We start from the raw sequence: 23,936 nt of genomic DNA, 5'->3' as shown, positions 1-23,936 counted from the left end.
ATACTCATGCCGCCACTCTTTTTCGTTTTATAACCCGCACTTTAACTGCGCATTACAGTTCGTGCATGTATTACAACCACCAATCTCTTCAACCGTTCCTTGCCTGCATACTGGGCAAGTGTTTCCAACTTCAGAACCGATTGTGACATTCGTTGAACGCAAATCTTGAATTGTGTTAATCAAAACAACTTTCCGCTGTTCAATAACCTCTTCCTGCATTTCTTCTTCCATAACGTTCTCTTCGGCTTTCAGCGTGAGAACTTGCGAATCACGGCTACCGTCCACATAGACAGTACCACCCTTCGCCCCACCTTTATAAAGACGTTCGTACACACTTTCCACCTGTTTAACAGAATAACCGCGCGGTGCGTTCACTGTCTTAGAAATCGAGCTGTCAATCCAGCGCTGGATGATACACTGGACATCAGCGTGTGCTTCAGGAGATAGACTCATAGATGATACGAACCATTTCGGCAGGTTTTCTGGATTCGCTTCAGGATGACGTTGGAGGTATTCTTCAACAATGCTTGCTTTTACTTCGATGAATTTTCCAAGTCGACCACTACGATAGTAAGAGAAAGAAAAATATGGTTCTAGCCCTGTACTAACTCCTACCATCGTACCTGTAGATCCCGTCGGCGCGACTGTCAACAGATGAGAGTTACGAATACCATATTCAAGCACACCTTCACGAATATCTTCAGGCATTTTTTTCATAAAGCCAGTGTTGATAAACGCATTACGCAAAGCTTGTGTTTCTTCATCCGTTTTTCCGATTAGGAAAGGGAAACTTCCCTTCTCTTTAGCAATTTCGATTGATTCACGATAAGCCGTCGTAGCAATTGTCTTGAAAACTTCTTCAACAAGTTCGTTGCCTTCAGGAGATCCGTATTCTTTTTCACAGTAGATAAGTAAGTCTGCAAGCCCCATAACGCCAAGTCCTACCCGACGTTCACCTAATGCTTGCACTTTATTGTCTTCTAGGAAATAAGGCGTTGCATCGATTACGTTGTCTTGCATACGCACACCAACTTGGACAATTTCCTTCAGTTTTTCATAGTTCACTGTTTTCGAATCTTTATCGGCAACTTCTGCAAGGTTTACTGCAGCAAGGTTACAAACAGAATATGGCGCAAGCGGTTGTTCCCCGCAAGGATTCGTCGCTACGACTTGTTGTCCGTATGCTTTCGCATTCGTTTCGTTGTTAGCATTATCGATAAAGAAAATACCCGGTTCTGCAGAATACGTCGCACAAATATTAATGAGATCCCATAATGCTCGTGCTTTGATTGTACGGTAAACACGCACTTCATGACCAAGGCGTTCCCATTCACGCACATCTCCGATTTCATGCCATTGCTCATTATAAACTTTCATCTCGTCAGCGGAGTACGACTCAACTGCAGGGAAACGTAGTTCATGTGCGCCATCCAGTTCAACAGACTTCATAAAATCATCTGTCAACGTGATTGATATATTAGCTCCACTCAAAAATTCTGGATTATGGACAGAATAAGTACCACCGTCATTTAACTTCATCTCAGCATCCCGCATAATGGCTTCGTTGAATCCACCCATCCCAGCAATTGCTCGATAGTTTAATATACCTTGATACATTGCTTCTTCTTGAGAAGTAAGCGGTTTGAATTTCAATTTATCATTTGCTAGTTTTTTAATCAGCTCGTCTTCAGTATTTTCTATTAAATAACGTAGAATTCTTGGGTTCTGCATCTTCGAGATGATAAATTCGTAAATGTCCGGGTGCCAGTCTGCTAGCATAATCATTTGCGCACCGCGTCGGGATCCACCTTGCTCGACAAGATGCGTCAATTTCGCAATGTCATCCAGCCAAGAAACCGATCCGGATGATTTGCCATTCACTCCACGTGCCAATGTATTCCTTGGTCTTAGCGTAGAACCGTTTGTCCCTACTCCTCCACCACGACTCATGATCTCCATTACCTGCTTACGGTGATCGGAAATCCCTTCGCGAGAATCAGCTACAAAAGGCATAACGTAACAGTTAAAAAACGTTACTTCTGTTTCTGAACCAGCTCCATATAATACTCTGCCTGCTGGTATGAAATTCAATTTTGACAACTGATTATAAAAGCGTTCGAAAGATTCTTTCCGCTTTTCTTCTGTTTTCTCCACACTTGATAAACCCGTAGCATTCCTTTTCGCAATCTGTTCATAGAACACTTCTAGCGGCTTCTCTATTACTTCTAACGGACGAGAAATAACCCCTGTTTCCTGTTCTTCAGGATTATCAAGCGACGACCGATATTCCTGTTCAATCCAGATTTCAGCAATGCCTTTATCTTTGTTCAATGACTTGATGAAACCTAAGCCTCGTGCAGGGAACTTCGGATCTTCTTTAACTGTCAAAACGACGAAATCGCCGACTTTTAATGTTTTCTTTTCCGTGTCTTTAAATGAATATCGATCAATCATTACAAGACGTGAAACACCACTATGGACAATACTCATATCATTTGTAATGGGATGTACTTGTGAAAATTGTTCTATATCTCGATTAAGTTGTTGCTTGTCCAATACCGGTGTCTGTTCATTTGAAAAAATAACCACTCTCTCTACCTCCAATAAATAAGCTCTAACAACACAACATATTGTATTTTATTCAGTTAACACTATACTACATATTGATTAATCATTCAATATGATGCACTTTGTATTTTATTTAAAAAGCTGGACCATGTTAGTTTCACACTAAAAGTTCAACGGATCTCCCATTTTTACTTTTTATAAGTCCAGTCATCATTGGCATATTTCTTGTGTTCAATTTCCTTTATATAGAGCTGCTGTTCAACAGACAGTTCATAGGGAGTTAGATGAATGGATAGCGCTGTTTCAAACCCACGGGAAAAGGCATCTATGCACTCTTCCATTGAAATTTTACGATCCGTCAATCGATTTATGGCAACTGCTTTTTCCGGCAGACTTCTTCTCATCCGATTTTTGCTATCTTCGCTATCAAATTTGAACAGAGAAACTAATTTATCCTCATCCAATTCAAGCAAGATAGCACCATGTTGTAAGATTACACCTTTTTGTCGCGTCTGGGCACTTCCAGCGACCTTTTTACCTTCGACAACTAATTCATACCAACTCGGGGCATCAAAACAAACTGCACTCTTTGGTTTTTTCAATCCAGCATTCTGTTCTGCAGTTACAGGAACTGAAAACTCTGCTTCAAGACCTAAATTCCTGAAACCTTCCAACAATCCGCCCGATATGACCCGGTAAGCTTCTGTCACGGTCTCGGGCATATCAGGATAAGCTTCTGTCACGATAACGCTGTATGTAAGTTCGTGTTCATGTAGGACACCCCTACCACCAGTAGGACGTCTAACAAATCCTAGACCATTTTCTTTCACAGCATCCATATCAATTTCATCGTGTACACGTTGAAAATAGCCAATTGATAAAGTCGCAGGCTCCCATTCATAAAATCGGAGTACTGGACCTATTTCCCCTCTGCTGTGCCATTCAAGTAACGCTTCATCAAGTGCCATATTATAAGATGGGGAACATTTTCCCGAGTTAATGAAAAGCCATTCTGTTTTCGCCATTGCATTGCCCCCTTTTTACCCACAATGCTTTTCATTTTATCATTCCCATTGAACATGTGCTACTCATTCTTTATAATGAGAGTAGAGAAAGAAAGGGGAAAGTGTTTGTGAATACTAATTGGTATATTCTTGGAGTCATCGCAGTTGTCGTCATTGCATATTTTGTCATTACGATGCTACGTCTCCGTAAAGCTGTGAGCAATTTAACACAAGAGCAATTTATAGAAGGGTATCGGAAAGCCCAATTAATCGATGTGCGGGAACCGAAAGAATTTGAAGCAGGCCATATTTTAGGCGCACGAAATATTCCCTATTCCCAATTCCGTCAGCGTTATAAGGAAATACGCCCGGACAAGCCCGTTTATCTATACGATCAGAATACAGGAAAGAGCTCGAGATCAGCCCTGTTTCTGAAGAAGAAAGACTACACACAATTATACCAACTCCAAGGCGGTTTCCGTACATGGACAGGCAAAGTTAAGAGCAAATAATTTCGATTCTCAGTAAAGAAGCAACAGAAAAACGCACAGAGAATAACCTGTGCGTTTTTGCATGCTAAATTCTATTGTTCAAACTTGTATAGGATTCTTCCACAATCGAATGCACTCTATTGCGGGAATATGGTTACTTGCGTTTTTAGTCGGATTGTTAACTGCATTATTTTATTTTAAAACTGTCTCGGCTGAGGTAAATGCTTCCCATTCATTATATTTCGTTGTTATTGAGGAAATAAACCAATACTCTTTAAATGGTTGTAAATTCATTTCCACGATTATTATCTTCTCTCCACCACCAAAATCGCCATAGGATGCCCATAAATCGTATTCAACGGTATACCGCATTTTGGATTCGCTAAGTTTTTCTACTTTGGTAAAATGGAAGTTACTAACCGAAGGGCTTGACTGACCTGTTATCCAATGAGTCTGTCCAAATTTACTTCTTGATTGTTTTCGAAGCGAAGGGGACAACGTTGCATATTGTACAGCACCACTCCGATTATTTACACCTAATATCCACAATTCAACTGCTTGTTTTGGTTCGGTGACCATTAAACCCGTCATGAAAGACATTAATTGGCTTTCTAACGGAGTGAGTTGTTTTCCTTTACTAATTTCGTTTTCAAAGGAAGGAGGAGGATCGTTCGTTTTTGCATGTACTGTTTCATAATACACCCCACATATTAGTACACTTAATAAAACCAATCGAAGAGGTTTAGATATATTCAATTTTATCACTCCAAACTAGATTTAGGTTTAGCGTATCCAGTTCAGTTGCAACAATCCCCGTCAAGTGTATGTTCCGTTTTTGATGTGGATGCAATTTCTTTTTATAACAACCCGTTAGTTTGAATGTGTACTGTTATTTTGGATGTTCTTAGGTAAAAGATAAGAAATTAAAAGTAAATAATTCCTATTGTAAATCCTACCCAAATTTAAAGCGTCAATTGTGCTAGATGTAGAGGCAATTCCTATGTTCAATAACACTAACTTTAGGACAAGTAAGGATTACGATTCCAAATGCAATCCACTGAATAATTTTCCGTTTGCTGTTATTTTTACTTTTCATAAGTTCCTCCCTACCTTTTGTAAATCCTTAATCTGACCCGATTCTAGAATTAGCTTTATAGATACTATTCTCCGTTGCTTGAAGTGCAGGCGCCGACTCCAAGAGGATCAGCGTGCGTCTTGAGACCCTGGACGGAGCGCAGCGAAGGAAGCGGCTCAAGCCACCATAGCTGTCAACTTAAGATAAATGTGTGATTTTTCCGAAATGTTGGTATGTAATAATTACCAACAACTTTTGGAAAGGAGTTCTTTTCATGACTACATCTCAGACAACTCAACTTCTTGAACAGCTTTTTGAAAGTATCCAACCAACACGTGTAGATGAAATTGCGAAGGAAACAGGTTTTATTAAAAGAAAGCGTCTCGTTACTGCAAGTGATTTTCTTGCCCTACTCTTTCAATTTCACGGGAACTTTGCAGGATGTTCTATTCAGGAACTCTGTTCAAAACTAGTCATTGAACAAGATATCCTGATCAGTAGAACTGCCCTAGATAAGAAGTTTACCCCAGAAGCCGCACTGTTTCTTCGACGCCTTGTCCAAGAGATTCTACATCATCAGTTCCTAGAACACGTTCCTACTCATTCTTCTGCAGACCCGTTCCCATTTCTAAGCATCCGCGTGCTTGATGCGACAGCTATCGAAGTACCAGATCATTTGAAAAAACGAGCCGTTAAAACAGAGCAGGAATCTGTGAAAATTCAATATGAGTACGATATCTTGTCAGGTAAAACTACGTTCTTAGATATTGATTTCCAACGTGTGAATGATACAAGAAAGGGTGCTGAACGTTTAGCTTACATCAACGACCATGATTTATGTTTGCAAGATTTGGGGTATTTCAGTTTTGAACAATTTGGCCAGATGCAGGAAAACGGAGGCTTTTTTATCACGAAGCTAAGAAATGATGCCTATCTGGCATTCAAAAACCCTTTTCCTGCTTATCATCAAAACGGAAAAGTGGTTCAAAGTAGCCTGTATCAACGAATTGACCTGGTAAAGCTTTGTGAAAATCTAGAACCTGGTGAATATTTGGAGCTTGAGGGAGTTCATTTTGGTAGGGACTCCCATTTTCCAGCCCGTTGTATTGTGTTTTCACACGATGAAACTCAACGGCAGCACCGCTTAAAAAAAATTCACCGGCGCACTACCAAATCCGGAAAGAAACCTAAGAAAGTTGTAAGTGACCTGGCGGGCATAACAGTTTATATGACAAATCTGCCTGAATCCATTCCCGCAAAAAAGTTGGTAGAATTATATCGTTTGAGATGGCACGTCGAACTATGTTTTAAAACATGGAAATCCTACCTCGGTGTGGATCAATTCAAGGTGATGAAGAAAGAACGGTGGCTCTGTCATCTTTATGGAACACTTCTAGCAATCATCATCAGCCAACTGATAGCTTATCAACTGCGTAATGTCATTTGGGATGAAGAACAGTTGGAAATCAGCGAGATGATCGCCGTACGCACTGTAGCCATAGAATTCTTGCCGAAGTTATATCGAATCTTTATCCACAAAAAGAGGGCGTTGAAGGACTTTTTGTGTCTGGCAATCAGGCTACTCATCAAAACTGCCCGAAAACCAAAGTCATCCAAAGGAACAGCCCTTCAACGCCTTCAATTCAATTAGAGAAAACAATCAACCCTCTCGCTAAAAAAGGAAAATTGTAGTCTCAACATCTCAACAATTCAATTCCCCTAATTTCAAAGAGCAAACCTATTTTATCTTCAGTCCGGCTTAAATAATGGAAGATTTACTCCAAGTCCTTAAGTTGACAGCTATGGGCTCAAGCCACGCCCTCCGGAAAGCGTGCGCCGGAACGGAAAGTAACAGTTTATATGCAACAAAATAGCCCCTTTCTTGAATAAGTGCTTTATAATAACTACTCTCCATTGCTTAGAGTGCAGAAGCTGAAAAGTCTCGGAGCTTCGCTTGGAAAAGTCATACTCCATGAACATCGTGCGTTGGACAGTAAGCATTAGTTCGCAAGAAACAAATTGGTCACTAATTTATCTGGCCCTTCCGTTTAATTCGAGTAGTAATCTTTGGTGAAATCCTCAAATTGTTGAAAATCGGTCGTTTGCAATAGCAACCGTTCATTATCGAACACTAGAATTGTAGGAAACTCTACAATCTTAAACATATCTATAGCTTCTTCCGTTTGGTCGTGCTGAACAGTGATTGCTACGTTACCTCTAAGAACGGGAGATAAATGTTCTGTGATTTTGTTATGTATAGCCGTTTCTTCTGTTTGCTCAAAGCTGTCGTAGTAGACGTATACAGAAAGCTCTTCTGCGTCAGTTGAATACCAGTCGTCTAGAGACATCGGATTCCCTTCACATGCATATAGCAACAGCGATAAAAATAGAGCTGCCAATCCAAACCTTTTGCATTTCTTTTCCATCCAACAACCTCCAATATAATAACATTCATCTTACTGCCATGACGCGGTAATACGAGCCGTCTAGAGCCTAAAACGACAGTTTTTGTAGTATATAGTGACTTGTTTGTTTAATCTGTTTTATACATAATATTATTCGTCACTTAAAGCGTATGATTCCTAATTTATCTAGAGTAAATAGTAACAATTCATGTTAGGTTATTCCGCGTTTGCTAACAAAATTTTTCAAAATCTATTTTAGCATAAAATCCTTTGTTCCTTTTACTATTTTCATTAACTTCAGAATAAATTCGCGATAGTTATGCCAACCGCAAATTAACAAAGTCACTTTCAATGTTGGTAATTCAAAAACTGATAGTACTGTGAGAAACTTCCAAAAGACCCCTATATAACATGATACAACAAAAATAGGGACACTCATTCGTATTCGAATAGTGTCCCCAAAAGCTATGTTTGTTATCGTTTTCTCAAGTACCGAACCCGTTGATTGAATAGGGCTCTTCTATTTCATTAAATTGTTTATGCGTTTACTAGTTCTTCTTCTTTTGTATATCGCAATACCGGATGACGTGCAGCCTTTGTTTCATCCAAACGATTAATGACAGTCGTATGTGGCGCTTCCTGGACGATTTCAGGCGTCTCTTCTACTTCTTTCGCAATTTGAATCATTGCATCGATGAAGGAGTCGAGCGTCTCTTTGGATTCTGTTTCCGTCGGCTCAATCATCATTCCCTCTTCAACATTTAACGGGAAATAGATTGTTGGCGGGTGGAAGCCAAAGTCAAGCAGTCGTTTCGCCATATCTAATGTACGCACACCCAATTTCTTTTGGCGTCTGCCTGAAAGAACGAATTCGTGTTTACAGTGTTGCGTGTATGGCAGATCAAAATAGGGTTCTAGTCTGCGCATCATATAGTTCGCATTCAATACAGCATATTCAGTAACAGCTTTCAAGCCGTCTGGACCCATTGAACGGATATACGTGTATGCACGTAAGAAGATACCGAAGTTTCCGTAGAACGGCTTCACGCGACCAATGGATTGCGGACGATCGTATTCGAACGTGAACGTATCACCTTTTTTGACAAGTACTGGTTTTGGTAGGAAAGGAGCCAATTCACTTGTTACACCTACTGGACCTGAACCGGGACCGCCACCGCCGTGTGGACCTGTAAAAGTCTTGTGCAGGTTCAAGTGAACTGCATCAAAGCCCATGTCTCCTGGTCTAGCTTTTGACATGACGGCATTCAGGTTAGCACCGTCATAATATAATTTACCGCCGACACCGTGGACAATTTCAGCCATTTCAAGAATATCTTCTTCAAACAAACCTAGCGTATTCGGGTTTGTCAGCATCAAAGCTGCTGTATCAGGACCGACTTTGGATCTTAAATCTTCAATGTCAACGAGACCAAGCTCATTTGACTTAACTGTCACCGTATCAAAACCTGCTACAGTTGCAGATGCAGGATTTGTTCCGTGTGCGGAGTCAGGGACAAGAACCTTTGTACGATTAGACTCTCCGTTTGCTTCATGGAAAGCACGAATCATCATTAATGCAGTCCACTCTCCGTGTGCTCCAGCTGCAGGCTGAAGTGTCACTTCGGCCATCCCTGTAATTTCAGACAGATGCTCCTGCAAATCATACATAACTTCCATTGCGCCTTGAACTGTTGACTCATCTTGCAATGGGTGAATATTTGCGAATCCAGCATAACGTGCAACGGATTCGTTGATTTTCGGATTATATTTCATCGTACAAGATCCAAGCGGATAGAAACCTGTATCTACCCCGTGATTCCGATTAGACAATGCAGTATAGTGACGCATAATATCAAGCTCTGAAACTTCAGGCAGTTCCGGACTTTCAACACGTTCAAATCCAGCTGGCAAATGGCTTGAAAGATCGATTTCAGGAACATCCAATTCGGACAGATTATAGCCTACCCGGCCTTCTTTCGTAATTTCAAAAATAAGAGGTTGGTTATCTTTATGCATTGTTTGCCTCCATTTCCTGCACGAGTGCATCGATTTCTTCTTTTGTACGTTGTTCCGTGACAGCTAACAAGACGTGGTTGGACAGTTCAGGATATGTGAGTCCAAGATCATAGCCGCCGATTATACCATTTTCAAGCAGTTTCGCATTCAATTCTTTAATAGGCTTCTTCACTTCAACTACGATCTCGTTGAAATGGGCATGATTGAATTTCACCGTAAATCCAGCTTTTTCAAATGCTGTTTTTGCATATGCTGTTTTAGCGATATTATGATAAGCGATTTCTTTTACACCCTTCTTACCAAATGCCGTCATCGCAACAGATGCTGCCAAGGCATTCAATGCCTGATTGGAACAAATATTGGACGTCGCTTTGTCTCGACGGATATGCTGTTCACGTGCTTGAAGTGTCAACACATATCCGCGTCTGCCAGCTTCGTCAGTTGTTTCCCCAACTAATCTACCTGGAACTTTACGCATTAGTTTTTTTGTTGTAGCAAAATAGCCGCAATGCGGTCCGCCGAATTGTTCAGGGATACCGAATGGCTGTGCATCACCAACAGTGATATCTGCACCGAGTTTTCTAGGAGGTGTTAAAACACCAAGTGCAAGCGGATTGGAAGAGACTACGAATAATCCGCCTTTGTCATGTGCCATTTCACCGATTTTCTGGATATCTTCAATTTGACCAAAGAAGTTTGGGTATTGGACAAGAACGGCTGCTGTATCTTCATCGATCAATTCTTCCAATTTAACAATATCTGTAACGCCGTCTTTCTGTGGAACTGTAACTACATCAATGAATTGGCCGGATGCATAAGATGCGACAACATCACGGGATTCAGGATGTACGGTTTCAGAGATAAGAATCTTTTTGCGTTTCGTATGGCCTGCAGCGAGGTTGCCTGCTTCAGCAAGTGCAGTTCCGCCATCGTACATGGATGAGTTTGCAAGATCCATTCCCGTCAACTCGCAAATCATTGTCTGGAATTCAAAGATTGCCTGCAATTCACCTTGTGAAATCTCTGGTTGGTACGGCGTATAAGCTGTGTAAAACTCAGAGCGCGAAATAACATGGTCAACGATGATTGGTTTGTAATGATCATAGACACCAGCACCAAGGAAAGATGCGTTCGTAGTGGAGTTTGCATTTTTAGCAGCAACTCTTGAAAGCTCTTTCGTCAGAGCAGATTCGGATTTTGCTTTCTTAATTGCCAATTCACCTTTGAAACGGACTTTTTCAGGAATATCCTCAAATAATTCATCAATTGTAGCAATTCCGATTGTCGATAACATTTCATCACGATCAGATTCCGTCATTGGAATATAACGATGGTTCATATCAGCATGTCTCCTCTTCATTCAATTATCGTTTATAGAATGGTGTTGCGATTAGTGCAGCTTTCAAACGCTTTCCGCGAATTTCAACTTCGACTTCAGTACCTTCAGCAGTATACTCTGCTTTCAAAAGCGCAAAGCCGATGTTCTTTTTCAATGTAGGCGATTGAGTACCAGTTGTGACTTCACCAATTTCTTCTTCGCCAATGAAGACCTTATAACCCGTTCTCGGAATGCCTTTGTCAATCATTTCAAGACCTACGAGTTTTCGTGGTACTCCGTTCTCTTTTTGACTCGTTAGCACATCTTTCCCATTGAAATCCGATTCCTTATTAACTTTAACGACAAATCCAATACCTGCTTCCAAAGGAGAGATATCCTTAGACAATTCCTGTCCGTACAGTGGCAAACCAGCTTCAAAACGAAGAGTATCGCGTGCGCCTAAACCAGCTGGAACAAGCCCTTCTTCTTCACCTGCCTCAAGAATCGCAGGCCAAAGCGCGACCATCGATTCAGGAGCACCATAAATTTCAAATCCATCTTCTCCGGTGTAACCCGTGCGTGAAATAAGCACTTTATGTCCTGCAACATTGACGCCTTCTTTAAAACGGAAAAATTTGATATCTTCCAATGGTTGATCAGTCAGTTTTTGCAGGATTTCCTGCGCTTTCGGTCCTTGCAATGCAAGCAAGCCATATTCGTCAGAACGATTTTCAATCACTACGTCAGCTGACGCATGCTTTTCCATCCATTCCACGTCTTTTTCAATATTAGAAGCGTTAACGACTAAGAGATAATCATTGTCGGCTCTTTTATAAATAAGCAAATCGTCAATTGTGCCACCGTCTTCATAACACATCGCCGTGTATTGCGCTTGACCGTCTTTCAGTTTTGCAACATCGTTCGTCATAAGTTTCTGCAAGAATGCAAGCGCGCCAGCCCCGCTGACAAACACTTCACCCATATGGGAGACGTCAAATAGTCCTGCCTTCGTTCGAACAGCCTCATGTTCAGCTTTGATGCTTGAAAATTGGACAGGTAACTCCCATCCACCAAAATCAATCGTCTTGCCACCGTACTGTTTATAGCTTTCAAATAAAGCGGTTCGTTTTAAATTTTCTGCCACAGCCATTTTCCCCCTTAAAGTAAATGATGACTTGCATAAATCGTAATGTTCTTTTGGCAAACCAATCTGATATGACACTATTTAAATAGCTAGTATCAAAGAATAGTTGCCATAAAAAGACAGAGATCCCCTTATCGCTAAGAGAACCTCTGTCCGTCTACCTGAAAGTTTGACCTTACGGCTTTCCTCGTTGGTGGCCGATAGAATCGGCTCTCTCCAGAGATGCGTCATGGATGGGTCTTGTTACCTGAGAGATTCATAACTTTCGTTACTTGCTCCTTCGGCGACGCCTAATGCGTGCTCTCCCCATACAATCATCCGCGCTTATTCATTTTTAAATATGTGTAAAATGTTTAGACAACTATGTAGCCTTTCGCCTTATATCTTAACATTACATCCAGAGAATCGCAATCCTTTTCAAGTAACGATAATAAAACGAATAATGAAGAGGAATTAAATATAATCGTTCGTGTTAATGAGTTCTGAATAAAATGATTTACATATTTTATAAAGTACTGCAACTTCTAAAATGCAAAAATGCTAAACAAAGATAAGAGTCCGTGACATAACCACGTGAAAATTAAAAAAGTGCATGCAATCAAATATATGAGCCTTGATTACATGCACTTTTCTTTTTGAACAATTAGTGAATTTTAATGACTTTTCTACTTCTGTCCCATCGACATAGGAGTAGTCAAAATGAACTTTCACTCAATCCCCTTTTAAACGAAGTATCTGAAAGGCTATATATTGTGTAATTTCGTTTAGAGATCGTCCCGTCGTTTCGACTTTAAATTGTGCACACTCCAAATAAAGTGGTTTTCTTTTATGATAGAGTGCTTCCAGCTGTTCACGAGTGGAGCGTTGAACGATAGGCCTGTTTTTATCCGTTGATACTCTTCGCCAAATATCCCGATATGTTGAATTAAGAAAAAACACCAGACCCGTTGCACGCATAATCTCACGGTTGTGTGCGCGCATAGCAACACCGCCACCAGTAGCGATAATGCAATACTCATCTGGAAAATGAAGTAGAAAGTCAGTTTCCATCTCCCTGAATTTCTCTTCCCCATACGTTTCGAATATTTGCGGTATTGTCATACCGGTCTTTTTTGCGATTTCCGTATCCATATCATAAAAAGGAAGATTCAACAGATTGCTTAGGCGTTTGCCAATCGCACTTTTACCACTGCCCATGAATCCGATCAAATATACTTTCTTCATAATTGTAACCGCCCTGCCTCATAATCTTTGATGTTTGATTTTCGTAATACGTTTCAATGGAATCGAAAGTTCTATATAGATTACTATGCCATGAAACGAGGGTAAAAAGAAAGAGGCTTACGATAAAAAGTAATATTAATGAAGCTGCAAGGACAGTACCCTGTTCATCCCTGACGAAGTCCAATTACGAACCTCCACTCCCGGGTTTTACCATCGAGCATCAGAACTTTTAAAGCAAGTTCTTCTCCTTCATATGTGAAGGTCGTTTCTCGCACATTCGTAAAGAGCGGTATATATCCTTTTGTATGAACGAGTTTTCGGATGACAGAGCCACTTTGTCCAATTTCGATTTTCCCTCTGTCATTTAGAAATGAGATTGAACGGTTACCTACTAAGATGTTGAATTCCTCCACTTCAATAAGTAATTCTTGTAGTTCAATTCCAAAGAGTTCCCACTCAGTCGCGTAATAATCTTCAAATTGACGCTCAATTGGCGCTTTCCAATAAAAAAATAGAAGAACGAACTGTAGAAAAATCCCTAAAATCAGCAATTGAAAGATTGACTCAATTAATGAATAGCCCGATTGATTAGCACCTTTTAGTAATGCACGCATTTTTCCTGATCATCCTCTAACAATTGATAAGAGACACAGACTGCGTTTAATCCTACATACCAGTTGAAGTGAACATTCTCAATGGAAACAGTACCAGACGTCCTCCCATAATAATGATGCAGAACAGCTCCATGATAAGCAGTCTTTGTAGCATGCATTTCAAGCCTCTTTCTTTCCAAACCGTTTGCCATATTGGAATATAACGGCAGCAAGGTACCAAAGATGACCGTGAGTACAACAAGAGCCAGAATAGATTCAGGCCAAGAAAAGCCTTTTTCATTGATCACGGACGAGAACCCTCCCATGCTGTAATTGCAAGGTGATCAATTTTACTCCGGCAGAGGTTTTCAATGTAATGGTACCCGAATTGACGATATTTCCAGCTTTAGTAAATTCAATTCCCTTCATGTTACTGCTGATTGCGATTACACGCATGCCTGTCGGAAATTCGACATCCCTAGGTTTGGTTGACTCTAAGTTAGGTGTATACAGCCTATACGTAGCACCTGAATCTTTAAATTTTATGGCAGTCGATGCTTCATATGCGATTGCATAAGCCTGTGCATGATGGATTGTTGCAATGAACGTCTCAAGCGCTTCTTTTTCGCTCTGTTTTTTTACCCATTTATCTCCACTCGGAATGATAATTACCGTTACAATTGCCACAATACTTAGTACTAATAGCAGTTCCAGAAAAGTGAATCCTGATTGTTTATTATCAAACATACTTTTACTCTGCACTTAGATCTGTCTCGGTTTTCACTATGCCTTCATCAGTGACAACTATTTTCGTTCCATCAGGACATTCTGCATTTTTCGGCAAATAATCAGCATCCTCCAATTCAGCTAATTTAGGCACTTTGTGGTTCTCCATCCGATAAGCCTCCACTTGTCCCTGCACCATTTTCACATACGCTTCACATCCCTTTTTATCAATTGTACTTGCATGTTTTGTCACATTCGGGATAGCGATAAGCACTAGTACAGAAATGATAAGAAGAACGATCATCATTTCAATTAACGTAAATCCTTTTTCATTTTTACTGTTAAACACCTTCCTACCTCCTCAAATCGTATCGAACATATTATAAACCGGTAATAACAATGCTAAATATGCGGCCAAAATACAGACAGCCAGAATGGTGAATAGAACTGGTTGCAATGAAGAAAGCCATTTGCCCAACTCTACCTCAATCCGTTCATGAAGATTTTCACTGTAGATAATCAATTCCTTCGGTAAATGTCCAGTGTTCGACCCGTGTAATGCATACGAACTCAATTCATTACTAAGGCCGTCAGTCATGAGAATAGCTTGATCAAAACTTTCGCCATAGACGACATAACCTTTAAACGTATCTGAAATTTCAGCCATTATTTTATCGATTTTCTGATTGATAAGTACATCAAGTGCATCCTGCATCGATAAACCTGAATGCAATAAGCTTCCAAGTTCACCGGCAAAATCTCGCGTTTTCATACTTATAAAAATGCGGCCGACAAATGGAATTTTTATTACAAACTTAACTTTCTCTGAAGGGGATAGTCTACGATAAAATATCGAACCTATAATCATGAGTATGATGAATACTAATCCAGTACCGATTAGGACATCGGGTATTTTTGAGACGATTATTGGTAATAAAGAGACTAGCCCTGTACTTGTATCATTTCTAGAAATCGCTAAGGCTTGAAGATTAGGGAGGAAGTAATTGCGGAATAGGACTAACAATATGGCCATGAATGAAAACAACACAATTGGATAAGCTAATATATTTCTTAGCTTCTTACGTCTTTCATCTACCTTTACCAATCTGTCTGCAATTCCTTCCAATGCTTCCGCCAATTTGCCATCAACTTCGGCAATGATGACTGGCAATAGGCTAGATGATGAGAAACCAAGGCTAATTAATACATTGGAAACTCCCAAACCTCCTTTTATGTCGCTTTCAATCCGGGAAAGTATGTCTTCATAATTTTTACTATGATGTGGCAAAAGTAGTATAAGACCGTCATGGAAGGTATAGCCTTCTTTCAATAGCACTGCGAGACGCTTAAGAAAAGCGGGATGCTGGTTGATTCTGTCCAGTCGATTGTGGGGACGAGACAAAGAAAATTCAATCATGCAACTTTCTCTCCAAATTGTCATAGCGTTGCATAACAGTTTCAATTTTCTTCTCCTTAGGCATCTGAATTCTTTCGCCATTAACAATGCCATCTGCTATCAAATCCAGCAAATCTCCTTGAACAATTTCAAAAATTGCACTTAAGTCCCCGCAATCTTTCTTGATCAAGCGCTGAGCACATATACAGACGATTGTCTGTCGCAGTTCTTCTGGCGTAATGCCGAAGTCCATTAAACGGTAGAAACAACCCTCGGGATCTTTAGAATGAATCGTTGTAAGCACGAGATGGCCTGTGAGGGCTGCTGCTACAGCCGTCTTAGCTGTCTCAGCATCTCTTATCTCACCAATCATGATAACGTCCGGTGAGTGTCGGAGAATCGCTTTAAGTCCCGCAGCATACGTCATTCCGGAACGTTCATTTACTTGAATCTGCAAGAGATGCGAATGATTATTTTCAACAGGATCTTCTAGCGTAATTACATGCCGTTCCAATTCATTTACGCAATGTGCGGTCAATGAATAGATAGTAGTCGTCTTCCCGCTTCCCGTTGGCCCAGTAACGATTACTAAACCTTGCCTCTCCTTTGTCGCCTGTCGTAGTTGTTGTTCCCAGACAGGTTCTAAACATAAATTATCGAGTGGAACGATTTTGTCGTGCTTTTGCAGTCGGATGACTACACTTTCTTGCATGTTGACGGATGGGATAGTTGATACACGAAAGGAAAAGTTATCTGCTTGGATTTTTTTATGGAATGAACCACTTTGAGGTTTGCGTTTGTCGCTAATATCTAACGAAGAAAGAAATTTGTAAAAGGAGATCATTCGACCAGCCAACTGTGGGGGGACTGTGCTGGACGTTTCAAGTTTGGAATTGATTTTAAAGCGCACTTCGTAAATGTCTCTCATTGGTACGAGATGGATGTCAGTCGCCCTATGGCTAATTGCCTTCTCAAGCAAAGCAAAACATTTCTTCTCAATGAGATTATCTCGCTTCTCCATTGAACACCCCTCTTTCCTAGTAGGCGAATGACCGCTCCTCGCCTTATTGCGAGTATACGGTACAAATTCTTTAAAAGGAACAGTTTCTGCCAAACTCGATTTTTAAGGTGAAATACCATATGAAAATCAATATTTGAAAGTATTGTTCACAACTACTTTCCATCTAATTGTCACAATGTCTACTTCATAGGAGTTTACAATTGGACTGACTATCACTTATAATGAATTAGAGAACTTTTCAACGTTTTATGTTAAGGAGGGACGGACTTATGGATAATATGTTTAAGTTATGTGGTTTTTGGACTGGTATTTTCGCTGTAATGTTTTTCATCGGCGGCATGATGCCGGCAACCGTCATCTTTATCGCTAGCACTATCTTCTTCTTGTTGCTTGGATACTTGAATTTAACGGAACGTATGTATATGTACATGTTCGGAGCTTATCTAATGATTTTCATGGTAGGGTTCAGTTACTACGCAACGTTCATTCACGTACAAGGTGGAGGACACTAAAAGAGTTAAAACAAAAAAACAGCCGTTTCGGCTGTTTTTTTGTTTTCTATTTCAAAATCCATTTAGAAATGGATTCGTATCTTTCTCTTCCCCTGGCGTGGTCGGCAAACCATGTCCCGGATAAATCATGTAATCATCGTCCAATGTTAATAATTTCTCATGGATTGATGTAAGAAGTCTTTTCGAATTCCCTCCCGGAAGATCGGTTCTCCCAATACTTTGTTTAAATAGAGTATCACCTACGATAGCCATCTTGCTATCAGTGAAAATAAAGGACATACTGCCTGGTGAATGTCCCGGTGTATGACGTACATCGATTTTGAATGGCCCAATCTCCATTTCACCTTCGTCTAGAAATGCATCTGCCTTTGCATTGCTCACAGACGGCAGTCCAGGATACTTCGAAGAGCCGTTCAAATTCGGGTTAAGAAGCCAGTCCTTTTCAGCTTCATGAATATGGACAGGAATTTTAAAACGATCCCTAACTTCGTCAACGGCGCCAATATGATCAAAATGTGCATGTGTCAACAATATCGCTAAAGGTTCAGCTTCCAGCTTATTTATTTTCCTAATAATTTTCTTGGACTCTTCTCCCGGATCAATCACAAGGCATTTGCCTTCATCATTCATCACAATATAACAATTTGTTTGAATCGGCCCCAATGGATATGTATGTATTTTCAACATCATTCCACCTCCTATTGTAAATAATAATGAAGCTGAGAGCAGAATTCAAACTTTGGACATTTATTTGACTCGACAAAAACTTGAATAACCATTACAATAGAGGAGGAATATTGCTAAATCGGCATTCATTTTTTCTCTATTGAAAGGAGTGTCTACCGCATGAACATATTAATGGTGATTTTCGGGCTAGTTGCAATCTTATCAGTTATAGGTACGGTACAAGGATTCAAAGAACGCAATCTCTTGAGCATCGTGTTCAACGTTGCCGCAGCTGTCATCTTTGGCGGATTTACAATTGCAACGATTGTATTCCAGGGTTATCCACCTACTCTTCATTAATTTTGTATTATAAAACATCCTCCACGATATTCCGTGGAGGATGTTTTTATTCTGGTTATATAAAATTGACGTTAGTGAATGTAAATTAACTTCTTTTCAAGAAAGATTATTCTTCAAAGTATATCCAGTTCCGTTTGACACCTGTATCCTTCTCAATTAACTCTTCCGAAGTGTAACCGCTTAAACAATACTTGCCGGTAGGCGAGCATTTCAGTGGTTCAGCACCCATGCCTTCCATGACTGTACTGTTTACTCCGTCAATCCATTCATACAAATTAAAAGACTGTCCGATGTCATCTAATTGGCCACTTTTTTGAGCACTTTTAAACAGCATATGGTTTTCATTAATCCACTCGACTTCAGGAATGACCCATTCAGAATAATTACTGACTGCAGGCATTTGCCATTCTGAAATCACTTTACCGTCTAACGAACTCATCAAGAAGGTAAACAGCTCATTAACTGGTGACTTCACGGTGAGTAATCGATCACCGTATGTGTCAAAATAAATTATATCTTCAGATTCCGAGAAAGTAATTCCGTCATTTTCCACATTTAAAAATTGCAGATTACCTCCATCAAGTATATGTTCTGTAAAGGAAATGCTCACGACTTGATCGGTTCCAGCCCATTTCGGGAAAGGATCATCGATATTGACGATGAATAGATTTTCAGAATGACCATTAAAAATGAATATGTCGAAAGTCCAGTCCTCATGAAATGCTGTGATCAATAACTTTTGCGCATCGACCGGATTCCAATTCACCGTTATTTCAGTAGAAGCAATCTCCATTTCATGTATGACAGTACCTTCTGTAGTAAGAACTTTTAAAATTGCAACGTCTGATTGATCGCTTGTATGTATGAGTATGTATTCCTGAGAAGGGTGTACGATGATATCCGTAATAAAAGACGTGTCTTCGTAAATCATGCCAGATTCACCTGTCTCAATATCGAAATAGTTAACTTGGTAAATTTCATTTTTCTCAACATAAAGTATTTTCGAATCGGTCAGCCAATCACCAACAAAATGAAAAAAAGAAGGGTTCGCTTTGAAAGAATGGACTGATTGGTTAGAATCCTCTTCTACTTGTAGGATTGGATCTTCATTATCCACATCGACGGTAGTTGGTTTCTCACTCGAACAAGCAGTGATAAATATAAGCATTAGACCGAGTAACATGACTACTCTTTTCATCGCGACCCTCCTTTGTTTATAGAATTCAATCTTTAAAAAAGTTCTGCACGGTGAACAAACCCGTGCAGAACTAAGTTGACTTTCGTGATTTTCAACTATTCTATTCTTGGCCTTCCTCAGTGAATCTGAGCAAGTCACCATTAATGATCATATCAGAATAGTCAAGTTCTGTTGTGGCGCGTTCATTATAAGACTCGCAAGCTCCACTTTCGTCTATTTCACCTGTCTTGATATCATAACATACTTCCTGCGTATAAATATGATCATTTGTTACAAATCTGCCGTCTCTGAAAATGACGAATGGCTCATGATCTGGTGAAAATACGTCAGAACCTAATTGCATATCCTCTTTCGTGTCAATTCCGAGCAAATGCAGAATTGTTGGTCTCAAATCGAGTTGACCAGCAAGTTCATCTGACATTTCTCCTTTTCCGTATCCAGGAATATGCACAAACATCGGTACTTTCTGTAACTCCACTGTATCTACAGGCGTAATTTCTTTTTCAAGATACATACCCATCGCTTTGTTGTGGTTTTCTGATATTCCATAATGATCACCGTACATGATAATGATTGAATCATCGTACAGTCCACTTTCTTTCAAGTCTTCAAAGAAAACTTTGATTGATTCGTCCATATAACGGACCGTTTGGAAATATTGATTTAGGGTTTTGGAGTTCGATTCATATGGAGGAATGAGCATATCTTCCTCATCAAGATCGAATGGGTGATGATTCGTCAAGGTTATCATTCGCGTAGCAAACGGTTGTGGCATTTCCTTCAACAAATCAATAGATTGTTCAAAGAACGGAATATCTTTCATGCCCCAGTTGACTGCTTCACCTTCTCCAATTTCATAGCTTTCGACATCATAGAATTTCTCAATCCCCATAGCCTGATACATAATATCCCGGTTCCAAAAACTACGGTTATTGGCATGCATAACACTAGTGAAATAACCGTTATCGCCAAGCTTTTCGGACAATGAGTTATAAGTATTTCCACTATTCGTAAAGAAAACTGCTCCTCCATTCCGTCCATACAAGGAGTTTTCCAGGATGAATTCAGAATCGGACGTTTTGCCTAACCCTGTTTGATGGTAGAAGTTATTGAAATAAAATGTATCGGGATCTTTTGTCAATTCATTTAAAAATGGTGTGATGACATGACCGTCCATTTCATTGTTAATGACGAAATTTTGCAGTGATTCTAAAGAAATCATAATCACATTTTTCCCTTTCGCCACTCCGAACATTTCAGGGTCAGGTTCTGCATAGTTTGCATTCACATAGTTCGCGACTTCGGTCAATTCACTGCCATCCGCAAGCGCACGTTGAGCATGCGTTTTGGATTGGATAAACAGATCATAAATATGATAGTTGTACGTACCGATATTTTTAACAAGCAGTTCGCGGTCGAAGCTTCGCGTAAGCAATTGAGGTCTCTGTGCTTCCGCAAGTCCTAAATTGACCATAAGAATTGTCGCAGCAACAACAAAATACAATTTCCGGCCTATTTTTCGATGGCTTACCGACTTTTCCATATTTGGAATAAATTTTAATGCCAATGCGATAATAATCACATCAGTAAAGAAAAAGATGTCCGCTCCATGGATATTCGCAAGTACAGATGATGATAAATCACCGAAATTACTCGTTTGGAACAGCAACGGCAATGTGATGAAATCACTGAAAAACCTATAAAAAACCGCATTACTGAACATGATAATAGATGTGATTAAACTTATAGAGAGAATATAAATCTTTCTTCTCTTCACGCTCTTGATGAAGAGAGCAATACCATATATGAATAATAAGAAACTCAATGGATTGATGAAAAGAATCAATTCCTGGATCATATTATCAATTTTCATATTGAAACTAGTTATATAGCCGACATACGTTGTAAGCCAAGTTGCAACTATCGCAATGACTAGCACAGAATGTTTTGGCCAATTCACCTTTTTCATTTGTTCCCTTCCTTTCAAAAACTCTATCGACTGAATGTTGGGCGAGCATAAGTAGAACCCATTATTCGTCAAATTACAGACAAGCTATATATATAAGACGGATGAAACGAGAAAAAGTTTCAAAAAACGACCGTTTATAGTCAATTTTTTTGCGCACATTAAAATATGTTCACTGCAATGGTTACGTGAATTTCATCAAAGGGCTATTTAGAATTGAAGCTATCATTCATATTATGTCTAATTCACTTCTTGGTATTACTCAATTCCTGACGAAGGATAAGCGTCGCAAGTAAATAATCCTCTTTCATGATTAGGCCGTTGTCATACAGGTCCTTCACCTCATTAAGCATTAATTCAATATCGACCTTTCTATCCCCTGTGTATATGAATATACCAAAACGCTTCAAAAGTTGGAGTACATCCAAATGGTTTTTCATGATTTTCTCCGTTGCTCGCCACAGTCAATGGACCTGTTTTCAGTAATAATCCAATCCACTGGAATATCATGCGGTTCAACTGGAACATCGTCGATAAGCTGTACTTCAAAAGCCAACGAAATGCATTCACCATTATAACCTTCTAAATACCTGTCATAATAGCCGCCGCCAAATCCTATCCTGAAGCCTTTTTCCGAAAACACGACGCCAGGCACAAGCTGTAGATCAATCTCGTCTTTCTTGATTGACGATGTGCGTTCTTCAATTGGTTCAAGAAGATCCATATAAACTGTTTCCAAGTCATCAAAAGAAGTGATTGCACGGAAATCCATTTCTCTAGTTGAAGCGATGCATTTAGGCACAACCACTCGTTTTCCAGTCTGCCAGGCATGCTCAATCAACAAGCGAGTATCCACCTCAGGAAAACGAGAAATCGTCACAGCAATTGTTCCGGCTTCTTGAAACAATTTACTCGCTACTAACCGTTTCATCACCTCTGAAGATTGGCGTACATGTTGGGTACGTTCCATCTCTTGCAGTATGTCAATTATATTTTTTCGAATATCAACTTTTCCCATTTACTATTCCCCCATCTTGAAATAAAAAACCAAAACCCATAAAGGTTTTGGCGTGAGCGATTATTTTGTTTCACGGTGCAAAGTTTGTTTCTTTTCACGTGAGCAATATTTTTTCATTTCAAGACGTTCCGGATTGTTACGCTTGTTTTTCTTTGTAGTGTAATTACGCTCTCCACAATCTGTGCAAGCGAGTGTAATATTTACGCGCATTGTTGTCCCTCCCACTCATTAGCAATATAAAATAAAAATATGAGCATGATTTATACGACTTTTTAATTGTATCACATACCACGTGTATGTAAAGAAGAAAGTTTCAAATTACAATAAATACATCATTATGATAGTATGGGAACAAAGTATTCTATTTTCGGAGGTATTCTTAAAGTGGATATAACATTAATATTATTAATCATCGGACTTATAAGCATTATTTTATCGTTCTTTTTCGGGAATTCCTCCGGAGGAGATGGGGATGATATCGAAAACATTTCCATCAGCCTCCATCAGGAAACAAACCAGTTGAAAAAACGGTTGCGGGCGGTTGAAGAGGAATTAATGATTGGTGTCAACCCGATTGGTAAAATACTGCCTGCCAAAAACAAACCGGTCCATGAAATTATTATTAATCAAATTCTTTCTTTGCATGCACAAGGTTATTCTATTGCAGAAATCGCCAAACGCTCCTCCCTTTCAACTGAACAAGTTTTGGAGGTGTTACAGGCAAGAGGTGTTTCCATATGATCAAACTTATATTGCGCAGTGTTGGTATTGGATGTATTCTGGCAGCAGGTGTCCTTTATTTCACTAATGGGGATGAAGAGATTTCATCGGCCAACGATCAAAAAGAGCAACTAAAAGCACTACAGACAGAGCTTAATCGGGTAAAGGAAGAATTAGCAGTAGCTCAAACACTTTCACTATCAAAAGAGGAAAATAAGGAATCCTCGGCACCACTTATCGAAGAAAGTGAATCGGTCACTGAAACGGTAACCGAACCCATTGTCAAGTCAGTACTAACGATTGAACCAGGTTCCAATTCAACAACAGTCGCGGACAAGCTTGAACGTTCAGGTATACTTGTCGACGGAAGTGAACTCGAACAATATTTGACGGACCATCAATTATCTGGTCGTATTCAAATCGGAGAGCATGAAGTGGATTCCACAATGTCAATTGAAACGATTGCAGGTATCATCACCAATACGAAAAAGTGAAAAAAGCTGCCATTGCCGGAA

26 protein-coding genes and 1 riboswitch are annotated in these 23,936 nt (G+C 39.8%); of the genes, 6 read left to right on the top strand and 20 right to left on the bottom strand.

Annotated elements, in window-relative coordinates:
* Nucleotides 1-27 precede the first annotated feature (27 nt).
* Together QWT69_RS07125 and QWT69_RS07120 are read right to left on the bottom strand one after the other, a co-directional pair.
* Nucleotides 28-2,583, bottom strand: coding sequence for a vitamin B12-dependent ribonucleotide reductase (locus tag QWT69_RS07125; RefSeq protein ID WP_431312343.1), 2,556 nt, complete (start codon nt 2,581-2,583; stop codon nt 28-30).
* A 173-nt stretch (nt 2,584-2,756) separates the two neighbouring features.
* Entirely contained in the window at nt 2,757-3,593 is an 837-nt protein-coding gene (locus QWT69_RS07120) for a lipoate--protein ligase family protein (RefSeq protein WP_317970369.1), read from the bottom strand.
* A 107-nt stretch (nt 3,594-3,700) separates the two neighbouring features.
* On the opposite strand from QWT69_RS07120, the gene QWT69_RS07115 reads away from it, so the two are divergent.
* Nucleotides 3,701-4,084 (top strand): rhodanese-like domain-containing protein, encoded by a 384-nt coding sequence (locus QWT69_RS07115; protein ID WP_431312326.1) that lies wholly within the window; start codon nt 3,701-3,703, stop codon nt 4,082-4,084.
* A gap of 171 nt (nt 4,085-4,255) precedes the next feature.
* On the opposite strand, the gene QWT69_RS07110 is transcribed toward QWT69_RS07115, so the two are convergent.
* Nucleotides 4,256-4,819: a hypothetical protein gene (locus QWT69_RS07110; RefSeq protein ID WP_317970367.1), complete on the bottom strand. Its 564-nt coding sequence runs from the start codon at nt 4,817-4,819 to the stop codon at nt 4,256-4,258.
* A 593-nt stretch (nt 4,820-5,412) separates the two neighbouring features.
* Here QWT69_RS07110 and QWT69_RS07105 point away from each other — a divergent pair.
* Complete coding sequence (locus QWT69_RS07105) at nt 5,413-6,789, top strand: IS4 family transposase (protein WP_317964784.1); 1,377 nt, start codon at nt 5,413-5,415, stop codon at nt 6,787-6,789.
* 397 nt (nt 6,790-7,186) lie between these two features.
* On the opposite strand, the gene QWT69_RS07100 is transcribed toward QWT69_RS07105, so the two are convergent.
* The 11 genes from QWT69_RS07100 to comGA form a co-directional block, all read right to left on the bottom strand.
* On the bottom strand, nt 7,187-7,564 hold the full coding sequence (locus tag QWT69_RS07100; protein WP_317970365.1) for a hypothetical protein: 378 nt from the start codon (nt 7,562-7,564) through the stop codon (nt 7,187-7,189).
* A gap of 516 nt (nt 7,565-8,080) precedes the next feature.
* Nucleotides 8,081-9,559, bottom strand: coding sequence for an aminomethyl-transferring glycine dehydrogenase subunit GcvPB (gene gcvPB / locus QWT69_RS07095; protein ID WP_317970363.1), 1,479 nt, complete (start codon nt 9,557-9,559; stop codon nt 8,081-8,083).
* Nucleotides 9,552-10,898, bottom strand: coding sequence for an aminomethyl-transferring glycine dehydrogenase subunit GcvPA (gene gcvPA, locus QWT69_RS07090; RefSeq protein WP_317970361.1), 1,347 nt, complete (start codon nt 10,896-10,898; stop codon nt 9,552-9,554). The genes gcvPB and gcvPA overlap by 8 nt, the downstream gene beginning before the upstream one ends.
* 25 nt (nt 10,899-10,923) lie before the next feature.
* Complete coding sequence (gene gcvT, locus QWT69_RS07085; RefSeq protein WP_317970359.1) at nt 10,924-12,021, bottom strand: glycine cleavage system aminomethyltransferase GcvT; 1,098 nt, start codon at nt 12,019-12,021, stop codon at nt 10,924-10,926.
* Between the two features lie 225 nt (nt 12,022-12,246).
* Nucleotides 12,247-12,339, bottom strand: a riboswitch (glycine riboswitch).
* Nucleotides 12,340-12,732: 393 nt separating this feature from the next.
* Nucleotides 12,733-13,245, bottom strand: coding sequence for a shikimate kinase (locus tag QWT69_RS07080; RefSeq protein ID WP_317970357.1), 513 nt, complete (start codon nt 13,243-13,245; stop codon nt 12,733-12,735).
* A 164-nt stretch (nt 13,246-13,409) separates the two neighbouring features.
* Nucleotides 13,410-13,859 (bottom strand): competence type IV pilus minor pilin ComGF, encoded by a 450-nt coding sequence (locus tag QWT69_RS07075; RefSeq protein ID WP_317970355.1) that lies wholly within the window; start codon nt 13,857-13,859, stop codon nt 13,410-13,412.
* Nucleotides 13,844-14,146 carry a hypothetical protein gene (locus tag QWT69_RS07070; protein ID WP_317970353.1) on the bottom strand — a complete coding sequence of 101 codons (303 nt, stop codon included), beginning with the start codon at nt 14,144-14,146 and terminating at the stop codon, nt 13,844-13,846. Before QWT69_RS07070 ends, QWT69_RS07075 begins: the two co-directional genes overlap by 16 nt.
* Complete coding sequence (comGD, locus tag QWT69_RS07065) at nt 14,136-14,585, bottom strand: competence type IV pilus minor pilin ComGD (RefSeq protein ID WP_317970351.1); 450 nt, start codon at nt 14,583-14,585, stop codon at nt 14,136-14,138. Before comGD ends, QWT69_RS07070 begins: the two co-directional genes overlap by 11 nt.
* A gap of 4 nt (nt 14,586-14,589) precedes the next feature.
* Nucleotides 14,590-14,871, bottom strand: coding sequence for a competence type IV pilus major pilin ComGC (gene comGC, locus QWT69_RS07060; protein WP_317970977.1), 282 nt, complete (start codon nt 14,869-14,871; stop codon nt 14,590-14,592).
* Between the two features lie 54 nt (nt 14,872-14,925).
* Nucleotides 14,926-15,981 (bottom strand): competence type IV pilus assembly protein ComGB, encoded by a 1,056-nt coding sequence (comGB, locus tag QWT69_RS07055; RefSeq protein WP_317970349.1) that lies wholly within the window; start codon nt 15,979-15,981, stop codon nt 14,926-14,928.
* Nucleotides 15,974-16,981 (bottom strand): competence type IV pilus ATPase ComGA, encoded by a 1,008-nt coding sequence (gene comGA, locus QWT69_RS07050; RefSeq protein WP_317970347.1) that lies wholly within the window; start codon nt 16,979-16,981, stop codon nt 15,974-15,976. Before comGA ends, comGB begins: the two co-directional genes overlap by 8 nt.
* Nucleotides 16,982-17,250: 269 nt before the next feature.
* Between comGA and QWT69_RS07045 the strand changes: the two genes are divergently transcribed.
* Nucleotides 17,251-17,493 carry a DUF2626 family protein gene (locus QWT69_RS07045; RefSeq protein ID WP_317970345.1) on the top strand — a complete coding sequence of 81 codons (243 nt, stop codon included), beginning with the start codon at nt 17,251-17,253 and terminating at the stop codon, nt 17,491-17,493.
* A gap of 51 nt (nt 17,494-17,544) precedes the next feature.
* On the opposite strand, the gene QWT69_RS07040 is transcribed toward QWT69_RS07045, so the two are convergent.
* Entirely contained in the window at nt 17,545-18,180 is a 636-nt protein-coding gene (locus QWT69_RS07040) for an MBL fold metallo-hydrolase (RefSeq protein WP_317970343.1), read from the bottom strand.
* Nucleotides 18,181-18,339: 159 nt separating this feature from the next.
* On the opposite strand from QWT69_RS07040, the gene QWT69_RS07035 reads away from it, so the two are divergent.
* The gene (locus QWT69_RS07035) at nt 18,340-18,519 is read left to right on the top strand and encodes a DUF2759 domain-containing protein (protein WP_191692798.1); all 180 of its coding nucleotides are present in this window, start codon (nt 18,340-18,342) and stop codon (nt 18,517-18,519) included.
* Nucleotides 18,520-18,625: 106 nt separating this feature from the next.
* Here the strand turns inward: QWT69_RS07035 and QWT69_RS07030 are convergent, their stop codons facing one another.
* The 5 genes from QWT69_RS07030 to rpmG all read right to left on the bottom strand — a co-directional run bounded on the left by QWT69_RS07030 (nt 18,626) and on the right by rpmG (nt 22,911).
* Nucleotides 18,626-19,717 (bottom strand): YqgU-like beta propeller domain-containing protein, encoded by a 1,092-nt coding sequence (locus tag QWT69_RS07030; protein ID WP_317970338.1) that lies wholly within the window; start codon nt 19,715-19,717, stop codon nt 18,626-18,628.
* Nucleotides 19,718-19,817: 100 nt separating this feature from the next.
* On the bottom strand, nt 19,818-21,686 hold the full coding sequence (locus QWT69_RS07025) for an LTA synthase family protein (RefSeq protein ID WP_317970336.1): 1,869 nt from the start codon (nt 21,684-21,686) through the stop codon (nt 19,818-19,820).
* A gap of 242 nt (nt 21,687-21,928) precedes the next feature.
* Nucleotides 21,929-22,123, bottom strand: a complete 195-nt coding sequence (locus QWT69_RS07020; RefSeq protein ID WP_317970334.1) for a YqgQ family protein — start codon at nt 22,121-22,123, stop codon at nt 21,929-21,931.
* Nucleotides 22,120-22,701 carry a 5-formyltetrahydrofolate cyclo-ligase gene (locus QWT69_RS07015; protein ID WP_317970332.1) on the bottom strand — a complete coding sequence of 194 codons (582 nt, stop codon included), beginning with the start codon at nt 22,699-22,701 and terminating at the stop codon, nt 22,120-22,122. Before QWT69_RS07015 ends, QWT69_RS07020 begins: the two co-directional genes overlap by 4 nt.
* Before the next feature lie 60 nt (nt 22,702-22,761).
* Nucleotides 22,762-22,911, bottom strand: coding sequence for a 50S ribosomal protein L33 (gene rpmG, locus QWT69_RS07010; RefSeq protein WP_317970330.1), 150 nt, complete (start codon nt 22,909-22,911; stop codon nt 22,762-22,764).
* 174 nt (nt 22,912-23,085) lie between these two features.
* On the opposite strand from rpmG, the gene QWT69_RS07005 reads away from it, so the two are divergent.
* On the top strand, nt 23,086-23,442 hold the full coding sequence (locus QWT69_RS07005) for a helix-turn-helix domain-containing protein (RefSeq protein ID WP_317970328.1): 357 nt from the start codon (nt 23,086-23,088) through the stop codon (nt 23,440-23,442).
* Entirely contained in the window at nt 23,439-23,915 is a 477-nt protein-coding gene (locus QWT69_RS07000; protein ID WP_317970326.1) for a hypothetical protein, read from the top strand. Before QWT69_RS07005 ends, QWT69_RS07000 begins: the two co-directional genes overlap by 4 nt.
* Nucleotides 23,916-23,936: the final 21 nt, after the last annotated feature.

The organism is Sporosarcina oncorhynchi (assembly GCF_033304615.1).
In the GTDB taxonomy this organism is placed as follows: Bacteria; Bacillota; Bacilli; order Bacillales_A; family Planococcaceae; genus Sporosarcina; species Sporosarcina oncorhynchi.
The sequence above is the reverse complement of the archived record's forward strand: the minus strand, read 5'-3'. Positions and strand labels throughout refer to the sequence as shown.